The organism is Aquimarina amphilecti, from assembly GCF_900109375.1.
Lineage (GTDB): Bacteria > Bacteroidota > Bacteroidia > Flavobacteriales > Flavobacteriaceae > Aquimarina > Aquimarina amphilecti.
In genome coordinates, this window is record NZ_FOAB01000005.1 from 279,115 (window position 1) to 295,590 (window position 16,476).

13 protein-coding genes are annotated in these 16,476 nt (G+C 31.0%); 7 read left to right on the forward strand and 6 right to left on the reverse strand.

Features of this window, described 5'->3' with window-relative positions; genetic code table 11:
• The first annotated feature begins 207 nt into the window (after positions 1-207).
• Positions 208-912, forward strand: a complete 705-nt coding sequence (locus BMY33_RS14715; protein WP_091409978.1) for a hypothetical protein — start codon at positions 208-210, stop codon at positions 910-912.
• Positions 913-1,230: 318 nt separating this feature from the next.
• Here BMY33_RS14715 and bluB read toward each other — a convergent pair whose 3' ends face one another.
• On the reverse strand, positions 1,231-1,902 hold the full coding sequence (gene bluB / locus BMY33_RS14720; RefSeq protein WP_091409979.1) for a 5,6-dimethylbenzimidazole synthase: 672 nt from the start codon (positions 1,900-1,902) through the stop codon (positions 1,231-1,233).
• A gap of 527 nt (positions 1,903-2,429) precedes the next feature.
• Here bluB and BMY33_RS14725 point away from each other — a divergent pair.
• The 3 genes from BMY33_RS14725 (at position 2,430) to BMY33_RS14735 (ending at position 5,723) form a co-directional block, all read left to right on the forward strand.
• Positions 2,430-3,524 (forward strand): helix-turn-helix domain-containing protein, encoded by a 1,095-nt coding sequence (locus BMY33_RS14725; protein ID WP_091409982.1) that lies wholly within the window; start codon positions 2,430-2,432, stop codon positions 3,522-3,524.
• 153 nt (positions 3,525-3,677) lie between these two features.
• Entirely contained in the window at positions 3,678-4,199 is a 522-nt protein-coding gene (locus BMY33_RS14730) for a hypothetical protein (protein WP_139195665.1), read from the forward strand.
• Positions 4,200-4,310: 111 nt separating this feature from the next.
• Positions 4,311-5,723 (forward strand): S41 family peptidase, encoded by a 1,413-nt coding sequence (locus BMY33_RS14735; RefSeq protein ID WP_091409986.1) that lies wholly within the window; start codon positions 4,311-4,313, stop codon positions 5,721-5,723.
• A gap of 164 nt (positions 5,724-5,887) precedes the next feature.
• Here the strand turns inward: BMY33_RS14735 and BMY33_RS14740 are convergent, their stop codons facing one another.
• The 5 genes from BMY33_RS14740 to BMY33_RS14760 form a co-directional block, all read right to left on the reverse strand.
• A complete protein-coding gene (locus tag BMY33_RS14740) occupies positions 5,888-6,754 on the reverse strand; it encodes a hypothetical protein (protein ID WP_139195666.1) in 867 nt (288 codons plus the stop codon).
• A gap of 156 nt (positions 6,755-6,910) precedes the next feature.
• Positions 6,911-7,714, reverse strand: coding sequence for a DUF4249 family protein (locus BMY33_RS14745; protein ID WP_091409991.1), 804 nt, complete (start codon positions 7,712-7,714; stop codon positions 6,911-6,913).
• 4 nt (positions 7,715-7,718) lie between these two features.
• Positions 7,719-10,424: a TonB-dependent receptor gene (locus tag BMY33_RS14750; RefSeq protein ID WP_091409993.1), complete on the reverse strand. Its 2,706-nt coding sequence runs from the start codon at positions 10,422-10,424 to the stop codon at positions 7,719-7,721.
• Between the two features lie 87 nt (positions 10,425-10,511).
• A complete protein-coding gene (locus BMY33_RS14755; protein ID WP_091409995.1) occupies positions 10,512-11,468 on the reverse strand; it encodes a FecR family protein in 957 nt (318 codons plus the stop codon).
• 72 nt (positions 11,469-11,540) lie between these two features.
• Positions 11,541-12,059: an RNA polymerase sigma factor gene (locus BMY33_RS14760; protein WP_170837086.1), complete on the reverse strand. Its 519-nt coding sequence runs from the start codon at positions 12,057-12,059 to the stop codon at positions 11,541-11,543.
• Positions 12,060-12,425: 366 nt separating this feature from the next.
• On the opposite strand from BMY33_RS14760, the gene BMY33_RS14765 reads away from it, so the two are divergent.
• From BMY33_RS14765 to BMY33_RS14775, 3 genes are read left to right on the forward strand one after another with little or no spacing between them, the layout of a single operon-like run.
• On the forward strand, positions 12,426-13,934 hold the full coding sequence (locus BMY33_RS14765; protein WP_091410001.1) for a pyridoxal phosphate-dependent decarboxylase family protein: 1,509 nt from the start codon (positions 12,426-12,428) through the stop codon (positions 13,932-13,934).
• Positions 13,935-13,948: 14 nt separating this feature from the next.
• A complete protein-coding gene (locus BMY33_RS14770; protein ID WP_170837087.1) occupies positions 13,949-15,280 on the forward strand; it encodes a lysine N(6)-hydroxylase/L-ornithine N(5)-oxygenase family protein in 1,332 nt (443 codons plus the stop codon).
• Positions 15,281-15,292: 12 nt separating this feature from the next.
• Complete coding sequence (locus BMY33_RS14775) at positions 15,293-16,474, forward strand: MFS transporter (RefSeq protein WP_244543031.1); 1,182 nt, start codon at positions 15,293-15,295, stop codon at positions 16,472-16,474.
• Positions 16,475-16,476: the final 2 nt, after the last annotated feature.

Here is a 16,476-nt window from a genome sequence, read left to right on the forward strand (position 1 = left end):
AAGGATATGTACAATACTATAAATTAAAACCTGACAGGTCTGACTAACTAATAAAGTTGCTTTGGTAAAACGGAAATTTCTTAAATCCGTATTCATATAAATTTTCCAGTATATATCCATGTCGTAAAATTACCTTTATTTACCGTTTTTGTGATAGTTATCAGGGTTTTATGATACTACTTTTGGAGTAACAAAAATTAGTACATTATGGAAGATAAAAAATCAATGTATTCGCTTAGAAAAACAATAGGAATTCTCGGGTTAGCACTACCCATACTATTGTTAGTTTCACATCAGCAATTACTTTCTAGTATGAGTCACTATTATTATACCGCAGGAGGCGTGTTTTTTATTTTAATTCTATCTGCTTTTGGCTTGATCTTGATCAATTATGGTGGATACCCAAAACAAGAAGGAGAGCGGTTTAGCGATCGTTTTATCACCACAGTAGCAGGAATATGTATTTTGATTACAGTACTGGTTCCTACCAAATCCGAAAATCCTTTAGGTACTTTATTTTTCACGGATACTCCCTATTTGTTTGGTCATCAATCTAACAGTTTACTAGGTACAATTCATTTGCTCAGTGCAGCTTTCTTCTTCTTTTTGTTGGGATATATGAGTTTTTACAAATTTGTTTTAAATCACAATGCATCAGCCTCTAGGAATAGATTGTTTAAGAGGAGTGGTATCATCGTTTGGGCTGCTGTAGGGACACTTATTATCATTTTTGCGATAGAGAAACTACTAAATATAAATATGGATGAAGTATTTCCTGCCTATACCTTTTGGTTAGAGTGGGTAGCGGTTTATGCATTTGCAGTCGCTTGGTTAGTAAAAGGAAAAATCCATCTAGATGTCGAAAAAATGATGAAGACTTTTAGTCAAGAAAAAAGTTTGGAGAAGCATTAAGATTTTGTAAGAGCTTTTCAGAAATATGAGATTTTTTTATTTCTATAATTTTAATAAAACTTTATAAAACGAGAATTTTGCCCTGAACGAGATATAAGCAGAAATGGATTCTGTTCCGTTTTACAGGGTTGACTTTTTATTTGCATTCAATTTTCATTAACAAGGTATTCATAAAGATTTTTCGTTTAAACACTATTTTGCAATAATGATTGATACTTCATTTTTACCTAAAGAAATTATAGTAAAAGATTTTGTATTCTTGAACCCTGATAAGCTTATAATAACTGGTATAAAATAAATAGGAGATTAATACGTCGTTTACAAAGATTTATACTTCTCTAGAACGACCACTTCTTTTTGTTTTTTTTTGCGGTCCCACTTTTTAAGTTTTAATTCGGGTTGATTATAAAACATGTCTGTGTAACCAAAACATAAATAACCAATTAGTTGATTTTCTGATGGTGCATTTAATATTTTTTTTACTTTTTCGGGATCTAAAATACTTACCCATCCCATCCCAATATTAAGAGATCTAGCCATGAGCCACATATTTTGAATTGCACAAACCACACTGTATTTACCCATGTTTGGCATACTGGTTTGTCCCAATACAGGACCTTTTTTTGGCTTGTAGAAAACAGCTATGTTTAAAGGAGACTCTACAATCCCTTCTAACTTAAGTTTGATATATTCTTTTTGTTTTTCGTCTTTGAACAACAAAGCGGCTTCTTTCGTTTTTTCAGAGAAAGTTTTTTTTATAGCGTGTTTGGTTGTTTGATCTTTGATTATAACAAATTCCCAAGGCTGAGAAAATCCTACAGAAGGAGCTACCAATGCAGCTTCTAAAATAGTATCGATATGGCCGTCAGGAATTGGTGTATCTAAAAAATGATTTCCTCGTACATCTCTTCTGTGCATTAAGATTTCTTCTAGCAACTGTTGCTCTTCTTTGTTAAATGCTCGTTGCAATTTTTCTTTAGGATTATCCATTATTTTTGCTGTAGTTGAACTATTGGTTTAAGTTACTTATTTAAAATAAATAGGAAAAAACTATTTTTTACTTTAACTTTTAAATATAACCAGAACTGAAATTATCAATTCAAAATTAACATTTATACTTAATACAATTCTAGATTTAGAGAAGATAAAAGAGTAGGGTTAAAACACCCAATATTTTTTAAATTAAGAATTTTAATTTAATTCCATTTTAATGCTAAGGATTGTCAAGTTATGTTTGTAATCAACATCTTGTTTGTTAATGGAAAGGTATATATTGTGGGTATTCAATTTCAATTAAAATTAGAAACCAGATTGAGAATTATTATAGGAGAAAGCTTCATATTTATATGAAGCTTTATTATTTAACTATTTCTTTTGATAATACTTTCCGTCCTATTTTTTAGCAGGAATCTTACATTTAAAGATAAAGTCTTTATAATTTTTATTATTACATAATGTAACACTACACTTTTAAATTCGTTATGAGTATAATTGGTTATAATTAATTTTTACAAGGATTGGATATAAAACTATTAGACCTCGCTATTATTGTTAGTGGAATTATTGGATACTTTATAAGTATCTCATTAGTGACCACTTCTTTTTATAAAAGTCGTGCTAATAAATTTCTGGCGTTATCTCTATTCTTGTTAACAAGTTTAACCTTTTTAGGTTGGTATGAGATAGGGAATTTTGTCTTACAATTTTTAGACAATATTATGTTAGAGCTTTTGGTTGCAGTAGCTTTATTTACATATTTTTTAATTCATATCGAACATAAGTATCTTACAAAAAAATGGTATAGATTGCTTTACTTTCCTTTCATCGGTTCTGTAATTCTTGAACTTGGTGTTTCTTTTTTTGATATTGTTTTAAATATTTACAATCCTGATTTTGATGCAATAACATATGATATTAAGGATCAATTATCTTTTTTATATAATGTGTTATTAATTTTTTGGGGGAGATATTTGGTGAAAAAATCAAATACGATTTCTATAGAAAAAAAGCGTTGGTTATTAAGACTCAACCTTTTTATTATATGCATTATTATTTGTTGGCTTTTATCTAACATAGAACTTTATATATATGATTCAGAATTTATCACCAGTTTTCTATGGATACTACTTTCTTTTCTGTCGTGGTGGATATTATATTATGGGATTTTTAAACTACAGATAATAGCCCAAAAAGATGAAATACATCAGTATTTAGTTTCACAAAAAACAACTAATACTTTTGTAAAAAAGAAAATAAATGAAACTACTGTTTCTAAAATCATTACAGAATTATATACAGTAATGGAAGAGGAAGAGTTATATAAAAATCCACTTTTAAGTAGATTAGATTTAGCAAACCACTTGGGAACAAGCGAAGGATATTTATCGCAGATCATAAATCAAGAAATCAGTAAGAGTGTTATTCAGTTTGTAAATGAATATCGTATTGAAGCTGCTAAAAAACTATTACAAGATCCTGTATTTAATAAATATTCGATCGTAGCTATTGGTATGGAATCAGGTTTTAAATCTAAAAGTGCTTTCTATAAAACTTTCAATACTAGTCTAGGAATGTCTCCTGGAGCCTTCAGAAAACTTCAACAAAAGTCCTGATTCGTAATATTCCATTGTTTCAGGACTTCTCCTGACTTAAAATTACTTTTTATTTTTTTGACACTTATACTTTTACATAAGTACTTCAAAAATGTAAAAATGGAAAAACGCTACTTAATCTTATTAATAAAACCTTTCAAATTAATGTTAAGTATGAGAAAAGTAGTTTTTGTCTTGTTGTTATTTCCTAGCCCTTATTTTGGGTTTTCGCAGAATATAAAAGAAGCTTCAGTAGAAAAATCGGTTTTTGGAATTCAACTCGGAATTTTGAATTTGTGGGTTCATCATGAGCTAAAATTATCCAATCAAGTGGTCTTGCGCAGTGAAATCGGTATCGGAGGACCTAATACAGCTAATATTGCACCTGCTTTAGCATTAGAACCACGCTGGTATTACAATTTAAATGGGCGAGCTAATAGAGGTAAAAGAATAGATGGAAATAGTGGAAATTATGTCTCGTTCAGATCAAGTTATCATTTTTATAATGTTTCAGAAGATGATAAAAATTCACTGAACAATCTATTACTGGCTCCAACTTGGGGTATTAGAAGAAATATTGGTAATCATTTTAATTACGAAGCAGGGCTAGGTTTAGGACTTGGTTTTGGGAACGATAGGGAGAGAGGTATTAATACGATACCCTATGTGAGTCTCAAAATTGGATATCGCTTTTAAAAATAGCGAGTACCTTAAAAATTAGGTTCGATTTTCTTCAGTTGTAATAAATAGAACCTGATTAATCTTTTTAAAACAAATTACTTTTTATAAAAATCAAAAAACAGAATTATGATATTACGAACAATCAAAAAAGAACTCTCTTTTTCAATTAGTAAAAAATGGTATCTATATATAATGGTGTTTTTAATTTTCTCTTGTCAATCTGATGATGACGCCACCATTCTTCCTGTGGAAGATCCAATGAATGGTTTTTGGATGTCAGAAGAAAAAGGATACATTTTAGAGTTGACTGATGATAATAACATTTTTTATAATGTAAATACAATAGGATGTTCCATTCAAGATGATGATTTTATTCCAGAAGATTACTTTGGATTACAACTAGAACTGTCTAACGAAAATGAGCTTGTAGCTTCTACAGATTTATCAGACTCAGAAATAGTATTTACTCGGTTATCAAGTCAAACTCCAAACTGTTTGCCTGATCAGGTTTCCAGTACAGAAGATCCAAAAGTAAATTTTGATCATTTTTGGAATATTTTTAATGACCATTATGCTTTTTTTGATACTAGAAATGTAGACTGGTCTCAATATGAGGATTTAAGAGATCAAGTTACAGCGGATAATTTTTATGATGTTTTAGAAGAGCTTGTTGTTTTATTAGAAGATGCCCACGTAAGTGTCTATGATGAAGATAATGATATTGAAATTAACTCAGGAGAACCAAAATTACTAGAAAGATTAAATGCTAACCTAACTGGAGAGTTGATAATAGAGAGTGAAGACGATTATTTTAACCTTGTTGATCAAAAAGTAACCACAATCGTCACGGAGTATTTAAAAGGAAATTTCGAAATAGATGATAGTGAGAACATATTATGGGGATTGATCGATGATACTGTTGGATATATTGTTATTGGAACTATGGAAGGATACGGAACAAATTTCAGTAATGAGTTATCAACATTAAATACTGTATTAGACACTATAATGAACGACCTAAGAGAATCAGGAGTTTCTAAGCTGATTATTGATATACGATTTAATGATGGGGGTTATGATACTGCCGCTTTAGATATGGTATCCCGTTTTATGGATCAGGAACGGATTTCATATTTTAAGAAAGCTAGGTTAGGAGATAGCTTTACGGAGAATAAGTCTTTCTCTGTAGGACCAAAAGGGGACTTTCAGTTTACAGATGATATTATAGTACTAACGAGCCCTTATAGTGTAAGTGCAGCTGAACTCTTTGCGTTATGCGTAAAAGACTTGCCATATGTAACTATAGTAGGAGAAAATACAGCAGGTGCTTTCTCTACTATTCTTACTCATATATTACCTAATGGAGCAGAAGTAGGATTATCTAATGAAGTATATAGTGATGCGCAAGGAGAAGTTTTTGAAGCAGTTGGAATTGGTCCCGAAAATCAAGAAAACAGGATGCCATTTTTATCAACTCTAGACTTTCAAGAAGAAAAAGATGGTGGAATAGAACGCGCTTTAGAATTACTAAATAATTAATAAGACACTTAATGAAAAGATTATTTTAGATAGAAGATTATTAATAATAGTAAAGCCAGTTATCAAAATAACTGGCTTTTTTGTAGTTAAAGTAAAATACTCGATTTTATTTAAAACTACTTCGAAATCTATGTTTTACTATTTATAGATAGTAGTACTATTGATTATTGCAATTGTATACCAAATGCTTCGTCAAACCCTTGCTCAATGAAGTCATTAATCGTTTGGTCGTGGTCTCCGGAACCTGTGATTATGTTTGTGTTTTTAGACTGTAGAAGTTCAATTTCTGAAGTTGTAAGTCTACCAACTGCTTGATCTACTTCTCCGTATACGTAGGTAATGCTAGATAAGTCATCAAAAGAATCAAGAAGTTCAGTGTATCTATTCATTGCAAATCCGGCAGCTAATCGGTTTAAATTTCTATCGATAACATCCATTTCTGGTTCTTGATCCGGAATTGGATTAGTTCCGTTTTCGAAATACCCAGCCCTTCCTTCAGAAAAAGCTTCCCACATAACAGTTTCCATATCTAATCTACCTGCCATAATCAAATACTTATCTGCTACATCTATCCCTTTCTTTGCGATAAGATCTTGTGTCACGAAAGCTCCAAATGAAATTCCTAATACATAGACTGTTCTGCCTTGATTTTTAAAATAATTGACAACCTTGTACAGCATTTCCACACTTTCTGAGTTAAAGTTAATTGCTTGATTAAATGTGATATCATCATTTTCAAATGGGTTTGGGTTTAATGTTTGTGCTTGGTGCACGTTTACAGCTAAAAGGTCGGTAGTATCAAAAGTTTGAAAAATTTCGTCTACTTCATCTGTACTAAGTGCTGTATCAGGACCACTTTGCACATTGATCAGAACGATAGGAGCATCTTCATCACCTTTAAAATAAATTAAATCCTTAATTTCTTGTGATATTTCAAGAGGTTCATCAATAACGATATCATCATCAGAGTCGCAGCTTATGAAAAATAATGATAAAATAAGGACTGTTGTGTACATGCGGTAATGTTTCATAATAATTTAATTTTTGAATTGTTTGTAATAATCTGATAGGGTACACCTCCATTAAGGTAACCTCCTAAAATGTTGTAATTAATTAAAATCAAAGTATAGGATCAGGATAGGTTATTATCTTGATTTACTTATTAAAAAAGTATACTTGGTAGCTGCTTAGAAATCTATGGTAATAGGAGTTAATCCTGCTACACCAAAATTACCTAGTACCAAATCATTTGTTGTCATATTGGAGATATTACCAACTAGGTTGACAGGTAAAAACAAAGAGGATACTTCTGGTTCATTTCCTTGATTACTAATGACATTGCTATAAAACTGAAACGTAGTGAAGTTAATGTTACTGATGTTTACATTTAATGTTTCACCTTCGTTCATACCAGTTATAACAAGAATTTTTTCTTCCTCTTCATTGAAGATTCTGTCATTGGATACGATCAATTCATCAGAAATTAATGTACCATCTTTAAGGATTTCTAACTGAATTAAATAGAAATTTTGTACATCAATTGGACCGGTAAAAGTAATTCGAATGCTATCATCGGTCTTTTCCATATCCGTAATAGGAATAGGGGATCTTAAAATTTCCTCTTCTGATATAAGTACAGTTTGGTCTTGTAATATGGCTTCTATCCAATACGTATTGCCTATAATAGGAGTAATCATTTCTGAAGTAGTATACGTTCCATTATTTACTGTAAAAGAATCCGAAACCAATGATACATCATCAGATGAATCTTTCATAAATAAGGATATTTGAGCATCATTTACAGGATTAAAGGTCGTGTCGGTTACTGGAACGGTTTTTTGAACCTGAACTGAAACAAATCCCACTTCATTAGTCAATAATCCTGAGATAAATATCTGCTCTTTAAACTCAAAATCCTGACTAATATTCTCAACACAACTTATTAATGTGAATAATGAAATGAATGTTATATATATATATAGTTTCTTCATGGTTCTAAAATTTAAAATTGTAGGAGATGAATGGAATTGGCGCGGCAATAAAAGAAATTTGAGATGTTTCTAATTGGTTATTGTCAAAAACAGAATTAACTGAAAATGCGTTTTTACGACCATACACATTATATAAACCAAAATTCCAGCTTCCTTTCCAATTAGTTTTAGGGTTATCTCTAGGTGTATATGTAAACGAGATGTCCGCTCTATGTGTATTTGGGATTCTAAAAGCGTTTCTATCAGAATACGTAATGAATGCATCTCCGTCGATAATCAACCTACCATTAGGCTCGGTGATGGGTCTTCCTGTTTGATAGGTGAAAAAAGCTCCAACTTCCCACTTTTTAGATAATTTATAATTTGCCGTAAGATTGAATATATGAGGTCTATCAAAATTCGAAGGGAAATAAGTATTTCTATTAATCTGTTCTGAGGAGAAATTGCTTTTTGTTTTCCGTTTTGATACAGAATAGGTGTAGTTTACATTTCCGGTTAGTTTTCCTTTGTTTTTATGAGCAGCAAACTCTAGTCCATAAGAAAAACCTTTGGCGGCCACTAATTCAGTTTCTAAATTATCAAAGACTCCTAATCGAGCACCATTTTTATAGACTATTATATCATCAAATGTTTTGTAGTATCCCTCTATCGAAAAGTTATAATTTTGATCCTTGGTGTCATAGGCATATCCGGCAGAAAATTGATTTACTTTTAAGGGAGCAATATGCTCACCGGATGGTTTCCAACTATCGTTTGGTAATGTTATCGTTTGCCTATTGATGGAATGGATGTATTGAAAAATTCTATTATATCCTATTTTAAAAGCTTTTTGATCATTAATATCATATTTTAAAGATATGCGTGGTTCAAGTCCAAAATAAGTTTTAGATATCTCATTATTCTTTACACTTCTGTTTCCTATAATTGAGTTTTGTGTTTGCGGAAGATTAGGGTCGTAGATAGCAATGTTTTCTTCCCCAAAATTTGCAAACCAAGAATATCTTAAACCGGTCTGTAATGATAATTTATTCCATTGTTTTTGAATACTATAATAGGCTGCGAGTTCTAATGCTTTTTCTTTATCCAGAACTTGTTTACCTGCTGTACCGGTAATTTTGGGAACGAATTGATATAAGTTACCAGAAAGCCCAAATCGCATTTGGGTACTAGGGTTTAAATAATAAGTAAAATCAGGTTTAAAAATCCAATTCTCAATAGATCTCTCAACAGTTTCTTCAATGTTTTCCTCAATTTCTTCTTCCCGAAGATCTTCTCTTTGCCCTAATGAGAAATCATATTTACTGTAAATACCTGTTATATTAGAAAATAATCTATTTGAAAAAGTGTGATTCCATCGTATGGTAGCGGTAGTGTTTGTCCATCCTAGGTCCAAATCAGTATCAAATCCACCTTCTCCATTTTCTTCTTTTTGATTAAATTTTAAGACATCTGCAGCAAAAATACCTGAGACATATAACCTATTATTTTTATTGATATTCCAGCTAAGTTTTGTGTTTAAATCATAAAAATGAAATTTATCGACAGCCTCGTTACCTCTAAATAATGGGAAAAACACATCGAAATATGATCTTCTGCCAGAAGCTAAGAAACTGATTTTGTCTTTTTTAATAGGACCTTCTATTGTTAATTTAGAAAACAATAATCCCAATCCACCTTCTCCTTTAATTCTCTTTAAACTTCCATTTTTTTGTCGAATTTCTAATACTGATGATGCTCTTCCTCCAAAACGAGCAGGAATTTCACCTTTATATAATTTTAATATTTTAACTGCATCTGCATTGAAAATGGAAAATAACCCAAACAAATGAGAGGTGTTATACAAAGGTGCTTCGTCTAGTAGAATTAAATTTTGATCCACATTTCCACCTCTTACATTGAAACCACTGGTTCCTTCACCAATACTACTGATACCTGGTTGAGTTAAAACTGCTCGTGAAATATCTGGTTCTCCTAAAAGAGATGGTAATTTCTTAATCTCTGAAGCTGTTAAATTGGTAGTTCCTCCTAAAATTGGTGCTACCTGACTTTTGTTATTCTGATTTGTCTGTATTATTACCTCGTCTAATTCATTTGAGGATGGCTTAAGCTCTATCTTTATGCTCAAATCATTGTTTAACTCAACATCTAAGGTTTTAGTGGAATAGCCTAAATAAGAAATCTCCAAAAGATAGCCTCCTTTAGGTAACGTTATAGAATAAAAGCCATATTCATTGGTAAATATTCCGTTGTTATTATTTTTGATAATAATACTGGCACCTAAAAGTGTTTCGCCTGTATTTGCATCTCTAACAATCCCACTGATAGTATAATCATCATCTTGTTTTTTAGCTTTAGAAAGAATGATATGATTTTTTTTGATTTTATAAGAAACCGTAGTATCCTTAAAAAGCAAGACAAGAGTTTCGGCTATATCCTTCTTTATAACTCTGATACTGAAATTTTGATCTACATCGATTACATCATTACTAAAGATGAAGGTATAAGATGTCTGTTCTTCAATTTTATTGATAATTGATTGTAACGAACTATTTTCTTCTTCTAGTGTAACACTGTTTTGAGAGAATCCATTGAATCCCAAGAGTTGAAAACAAAAGACCAGATAAAAAAAGAAGGATAATTTCATTAAAAAAAAGAGTTTTCCATAACTATTTTTTGGCCTTGGTATGGCCCCAAAATGGTATATTTTCATACATTTGAATATTGTTAATTGATACTGATTTCGCGATTAGAATTTTTTAACTTTTATAGTGGGAAAATGCCAGTTTTCCCACTTTTTTTATTGTATTATCCACTCATTTGTTTTTGTATTTAATTGATATGTAAAGTCTTTTGAAATTTTTAATATCTCAAAGATTTCATCCATAGGAGTTGTGTTTTCAAAAGTTCCAGTGAATTTAGTAGTTGAAATATTTTCATTTTTAAAGCGTATTGGTATACCAAATTGAGCCTTTAAATCGATTGCTATTTCTCTAAAGGTTTTGTTTTCGAATTGTATTTTTCCTTCTTTCCACGCAATATTGGATTCATTAGAATCCATATTCGATTTCAATACTTCTTTAGTTTTCTTATAGAAAGTTACTTTTTGATTTGGGATTAGAATTATCCTTTTTTCAAACTGCTTGTCAGAAGTAACGGCCACTTTTCCAGTTAGTAATTTTGTTTCAGTAGTAGCACTATCTGTATATGATTTTACATTAAAACTGGTACCTAATGCTTTTACTGTAATATGATCGGCTGTAGTTACGGTAAACGGGTGTAACGTATCTTTTGCAACTTCAAAAAATGCTTCTCCTTCCAGATATAAAGTTCTTGGAGTTTCTGAATTATAAGATAAATTACTAGAACCATTTAACCATACTTTGGAACCATCTAATAGTTGAATAGTTTTTTGTTCACCAAAAGTTGTCTGCACGACTATTTGATTCTTATTGGAAGATTCGTTATTGTAGAAATAAATCCCAGAAATGAGTATTACAAAGATTGCTGCATATTTTAGCATTTCTTTCCAAACAAATCTTTTTGGTTTTACTGTGCTGAAAAAACGTTTTTTTGCTTGTTCGACAGAAGGGTATTTCTCAAAAGTATGCCCATGAATAGCAGTTATTTTAGTAAATAAGCCTTCATCAAAATCTGGAGAATCTATCCATCTTTCTACTTTTAAGATAGTATTATCATCAGCAGTTTTGGAAATATATTCCCAAAGTTCATTTTCTGTAATTTTAAATTGCTCCATACCTAACAAGGTGTTAATTACTTATAAGACGTATGTGAAGCAAGACTACCCTATTGAAAATCTATGTTTTTTTTAAAAATAATCTTTTAAGCCTTTCTTAAATGCTGTTAAGGCCTTTGAAATATGGAGTTCTACGGTTTTTATAGAAATGTCTTTTTTTTTGGAAATTTCTTTATAGGTTAACCCTTTATCTCTAGATAACTTGAAGATATCTGTTGTTTTTTTCTCTAGTGTAGTATATATATCTTCAATACGTTCTATTAATTCCCATTGTTTATCGATCTGAGTTTCAACACTTGTATTGAGGGCATATATATTTGTGTGTTTCTCTCTAGTTTGCTTTTTTCTATAAGCATCGATAATTTTATTTTTGAGTGTAGTAATTAAAAATGATTCTATAGAACGTTCCGATTGGTTAATATGCTCGAAGTTTTCCCAGAGTTTGATAAATGTTTCTTGAACTAGTTCTTCGGAAAGTTCGGTTTCTTTTAAAACTTTTAGGGCATAATTGTATAATCTCTTATAATGTCTATCAAACAAATTAGAGAATTTAGCTTCTTTGGTAGAATCAGATGTAGTTTTTTTATTCAAATAATTTAATAAAGATATATTGCTAAATTATATAAAAAAACGTTTTAAAATAATTACTGTTGCACTTTACTCTTTGTTGATGATTTTTTTTAATAATGAAAAGTATAATAGATAGTAGTTAAAAGAGTTTTATAAAGTTTTAGTGTGTGTGATTTTGATAATAAGTATTTTAGAGTGGGTGTATAGGTTGCAACCTTTGTGTTAAAAACCGTGATATATTCTTAAATAAATTTTAAAGAGATGTTATTTAAAAATTAAATAGTTGTGAAAGATCATTCGACGTCTTTTTTTATCCAAAATACGTCATAAATATACTTTTGTTTGCGTCTAAATTTGCAAAGCTTATTTAGACCAAATAAAAATAATATGCTCCTCGACACACAAGCAAACCTAGTCTTAGATCAAAAAGTTGATCATTTTTTCGATACTCAATCCAAATATACATATGAAGAATATATTCATAAAGCATTACAATATGTGATGTCTTATTTGGATAGAGATCATTTTTATCCTGGAGAAGTATGTGATTTTGAAGAAAAGAAACAATTACTAACTCCTAATCATGATGAAACACTATCGTTACATGATACTCTTGAAGAAATCAAAGAGTTGTATCTGGATCATACGATTGCATTCCATAATCCAAACTATGTAGCTCATCTTAATTGTCCTGTTTTACTTCCTGCCTTAGTCGGTGATTTGATTGCTTCATCTGTAAACACAGCAGTAGAAACTTGGGATCAAAGTATTTCTGCAACCTATATCGAGCAAGAAATGATTCGTTGGATATGTAATAAAATGAATTTGCCATCAACCGCTGACGGAGTTTTTACTAGTGGAGGAACACAATCTAATTTTATGGCATTGCTATTGGCCAGAGATGATTACGCTTTTAAACATTTTGGGTTAAACCTGAAGGAGAATGGTTGGTCAGATGTAGTATCTAAATTTCGTTTTTTCTGTTCGGATAAAGCCCATTTTAGTATTAGAAAAAATGCTGCACTTATGGGTATGGGGTACAATTCTGTAATTCCTGTGGAAACGGATGAAAAGATGAAAATGAAGGTAGGCGCATTGGTACAGGCCATAGAAAAAGAAAAACAAATCGGAAATATACCGATCGCCATTGTTGCAACTGCCGGTACCACCGATTTTGGTAGTTTCGATCCCCTAGATACCATAGCAAAAATTGCCAAAGAATATAATATCTGGTTTCATGTAGATGGGGCTTACGGAGGTAGTTATGTGTTAACGGATACGCATCGTCACCTTTTAAGTGGTATTAAAGAAGCAGACTCTGTTACTATTGATTTTCATAAAACGATGTTTCAGCCTGTTTGTTCAAGTGCTTTTCTAGTAAAAGATACGGAACACTTTAAATACATCTCCTATTATGCGGATTATCTAAATCCATTAGAACATAGGGATGAAGATTGTCCTAATCTTATTGAAAAATCAATCCAGACTACTAGAAGATTTGATGCTCTTAAACTCTGGTTTACCCTAAAGATGACTGGCGAAAAAAATATAAGCGCATTCCTGGAAAAAGTACATTACCTAGCTTTAGATCTTTATTATAATATCAAAGATGACGTCTTTTTTGAATTAGCTCATAAACCAGAATTAAGCACATTAGTTTTTCGATTTAAAGCTCCAGGAATAGTATCAGATGTACTACATGATAACATAAATCTACATATTAAAAACACTTTATTTAAATCCGGTCAAGCTTCCGTAGCTAGTACTAAATTTAATGGAAAAACCTACCTGAAATTTACGTTATTAAATCCTAAGAGTACTATTGATGATTTGTTAAATATCATCCAAATGATAAAAGAAACAGGGAAAACGTATGACACCAATAATCAGCATTAAAAAAGGAAAGTATTATGAAGAAAGAAGAAAAAATATTTGATTTTATTGGTATTGGAGTTGGTCCGATGAATTTAGGATTAGCCTGTTTGTCAGAACCAATTACGGAATTGGATGGCTTGTTTTTGGATAAGAAAGAAAAATTTGATTGGCATCCCGGAATGATGTTACAGGATACAACCTTACAGATTCCTTTTATGGCAGATTTAGTCACTTTAGCGGATCCTACAAATCCGTTTAGTTTCCTAAACTATATCAAAGAAAAAGGAAGAATCTATTCTTTTTATATACGTGAGAATTTTCTTTTACTTAGAAAGGAATACAATCAATATTGCCAATGGGCAATAAATAAGTTGTCTAATATACATTTTGAAACGGAAGTACTGGAGGTTGCTTATCAAGAAAAAGAAAGTTATTATACCATCTTTTCGAGATGTGTAAAAACGAATGAACAGAAAGTTTATAAAACGAAAAAACTTGTTTTAGGTACAGGTACTAGTCCATACATTCCTATGTGTTGCGATTCTTTGAAAAAAGAGGCCATTCATTCTAGTTCTTATTTGCCCAATAAAAAACAATTACAATCCAAAAAATCCATAACAGTATTGGGTAGTGGACAAAGTGCAGCTGAGGTTTTTTACGATCTATTGCAGGAAATAGATGATAATGGATATGAATTAAACTGGATCACAAGGTCTCCAAGATTTTTTCCTTTAGAATATGCAAAGCTTACATTGGAGATGACTTCTCCAGAGTATGTAGATTACTTTTATAATTTACCTCAAAGTAAAAGAAATCAATTAATTAAGGGTCAAAAACATCTGTATAAAGGAATTAATCAAGATTTGATTGCTGACATTTTTGATTTGATATATACTAAAAGATTAGATGGAGATATCAAAATCAACTTGAGAACTAATTCCGAGCTACGGAAAGCGACGTATGACGGAACTATAGGTACATTCTATCTCGAAATTCATCAACACGAACAGGATAAATATTATAATCATAAAACGGAAGCACTTGTTTTAGCTACTGGATATCAATATCAAAAACCAGCTTTTATTGAAGGAATTAGTGATCGAGTTAGATGGGATGAAAAAGGCATGTATGATGTACATCGTAATTATGCGATAGATCATCTCGGTAATGAAATCTTTGTGCAAAATGCAGAATTACATACGCACGGTTTTGTTACTCCTGATTTAGGGATGGCGGCTTATCGCAATTCATACATTATTAGGGAACTAACAGGGGCAGATTATTATCCTATCGAAAATAGAATTGCATTTCAACAATTTGAAGTTAGAAAGGAAGAAGAAATTGTGATAGAAACATCAATGACGTAACTATATAATCTAATGAAAAATTTCTTGATTGTAATGACCTTAGTTGCGGTAGTAAGTGATTATTTACTGCATCCATTTTATCCTCAATTTTTTGAAGCTCGATTTGGAATAACAGATCCAGAATTGGTTGGATATTATTTTGCCGCGATTTGCTTTATGGTTATGATTTCTTTTCCATTCTGGGCATACATTTCTAAAAAGGTAACAGAGCTAAATATCTTAATATATACCCAGCTCATAGCGGGAATATTAGCTTTATGTTGTTATGTAACTACATCATATCTAAACTTCTGGATCATTTCCTTACTAATGATCTTATTTAAAGGAAGTTATTTGCTGGTATATCCATATATCCTGAAAATTATTACTAAAAAAGAACATCCAAAAACAATTGGTTTATTATCTGTAGTAGTTCATCTAGGCGGGATATTAGGAGCGGTGATAGGAGGTGCTACAGTTGATTTTATCGATGCTAGTTATATTTTTTTGATCATGGCATTAGGAGATTTTATCCAAATGGGAATGAGCGCTTATCTTTTGAAAAGTAAAAAATATAATACTACTAAAGTTTCCGAACCAGAAGTGTCTTCAAAACAACCCACTAAAATGATCCCAAAAGGTTTCATTCTCAAAATAGGGTTGATAACAATGATTTTGTATTTCAGTGATTTTTTAATTAGACCATTTTTTGCAACCTATTGGGAAAGTATTTCAACTCACAATTCTAAATTAGTATCAGGTACAATATATGCAATACCAGGTTTTGTAGCGCTTATTGCTTTATGGATAAATACGAAGAGAAAACAAACAAATAATGTATGGCAACAGATGGTGTCAATATTATTAATAGGTATCACTGGATTATTTCTTCAAGGGCTTTCTACAGAAATAACAGTAATAATAGGTAGAATAATTTATGGTTGGGCAATTTTTCAAGGAGTGGTTAAATTTGATGTATTGCTCTTTAAATTTAGTACACCAGATTCTTATGCTATGGATTATAGTAAGGTACATTTTTTTCAAAACTTAGGAGTGTTGCTATCGTCTTTTTCTGTGGGGCTACTAGTAGATAATCATGGATTGAGAATTCCCTTTTTGGTTGCTTTAGGTGGTTTTAGTATCACTTTATTGCTGTATTATTTAATTTTTAAAGTTGCTCCAAAACTCACTTCTAAACAATTAGTTAAGTCATAAGA

Excerpts from the sequence above, each read along its gene's own strand:
- BMY33_RS14715 (WP_091409978.1), top strand. The coding sequence starts at position 208 with ATGGAAGATAAAAAATCAATGTATTCGCTTAGAAAAACAATAGGAATT.
- bluB (WP_091409979.1), bottom strand. The coding sequence starts at position 1,902 with ATGGATAATCCTAAAGAAAAATTGCAACGAGCATTTAACAAAGAAGAG.
- BMY33_RS14730 (WP_139195665.1), top strand. The coding sequence starts at position 3,678 with ATGAGAAAAGTAGTTTTTGTCTTGTTGTTATTTCCTAGCCCTTATTTT.
- BMY33_RS14735 (WP_091409986.1), top strand. The coding sequence starts at position 4,311 with ATGATATTACGAACAATCAAAAAAGAACTCTCTTTTTCAATTAGTAAA.
- BMY33_RS14740 (WP_139195666.1), bottom strand. The coding sequence starts at position 6,754 with ATGAAACATTACCGCATGTACACAACAGTCCTTATTTTATCATTATTT.
- BMY33_RS14745 (WP_091409991.1), bottom strand. The coding sequence starts at position 7,714 with ATGAAGAAACTATATATATATATAACATTCATTTCATTATTCACATTA.
- BMY33_RS14750 (WP_091409993.1), bottom strand. The coding sequence starts at position 10,424 with ATGAAAATATACCATTTTGGGGCCATACCAAGGCCAAAAAATAGTTAT.
- BMY33_RS14755 (WP_091409995.1), bottom strand. The coding sequence starts at position 11,468 with ATGGAGCAATTTAAAATTACAGAAAATGAACTTTGGGAATATATTTCC.
- BMY33_RS14765 (WP_091410001.1), top strand. The coding sequence starts at position 12,426 with ATGCTCCTCGACACACAAGCAAACCTAGTCTTAGATCAAAAAGTTGAT.
- BMY33_RS14770 (WP_170837087.1), top strand. The coding sequence starts at position 13,949 with ATGAAGAAAGAAGAAAAAATATTTGATTTTATTGGTATTGGAGTTGGT.
- BMY33_RS14775 (WP_244543031.1), top strand. The coding sequence starts at position 15,293 with ATGAAAAATTTCTTGATTGTAATGACCTTAGTTGCGGTAGTAAGTGAT.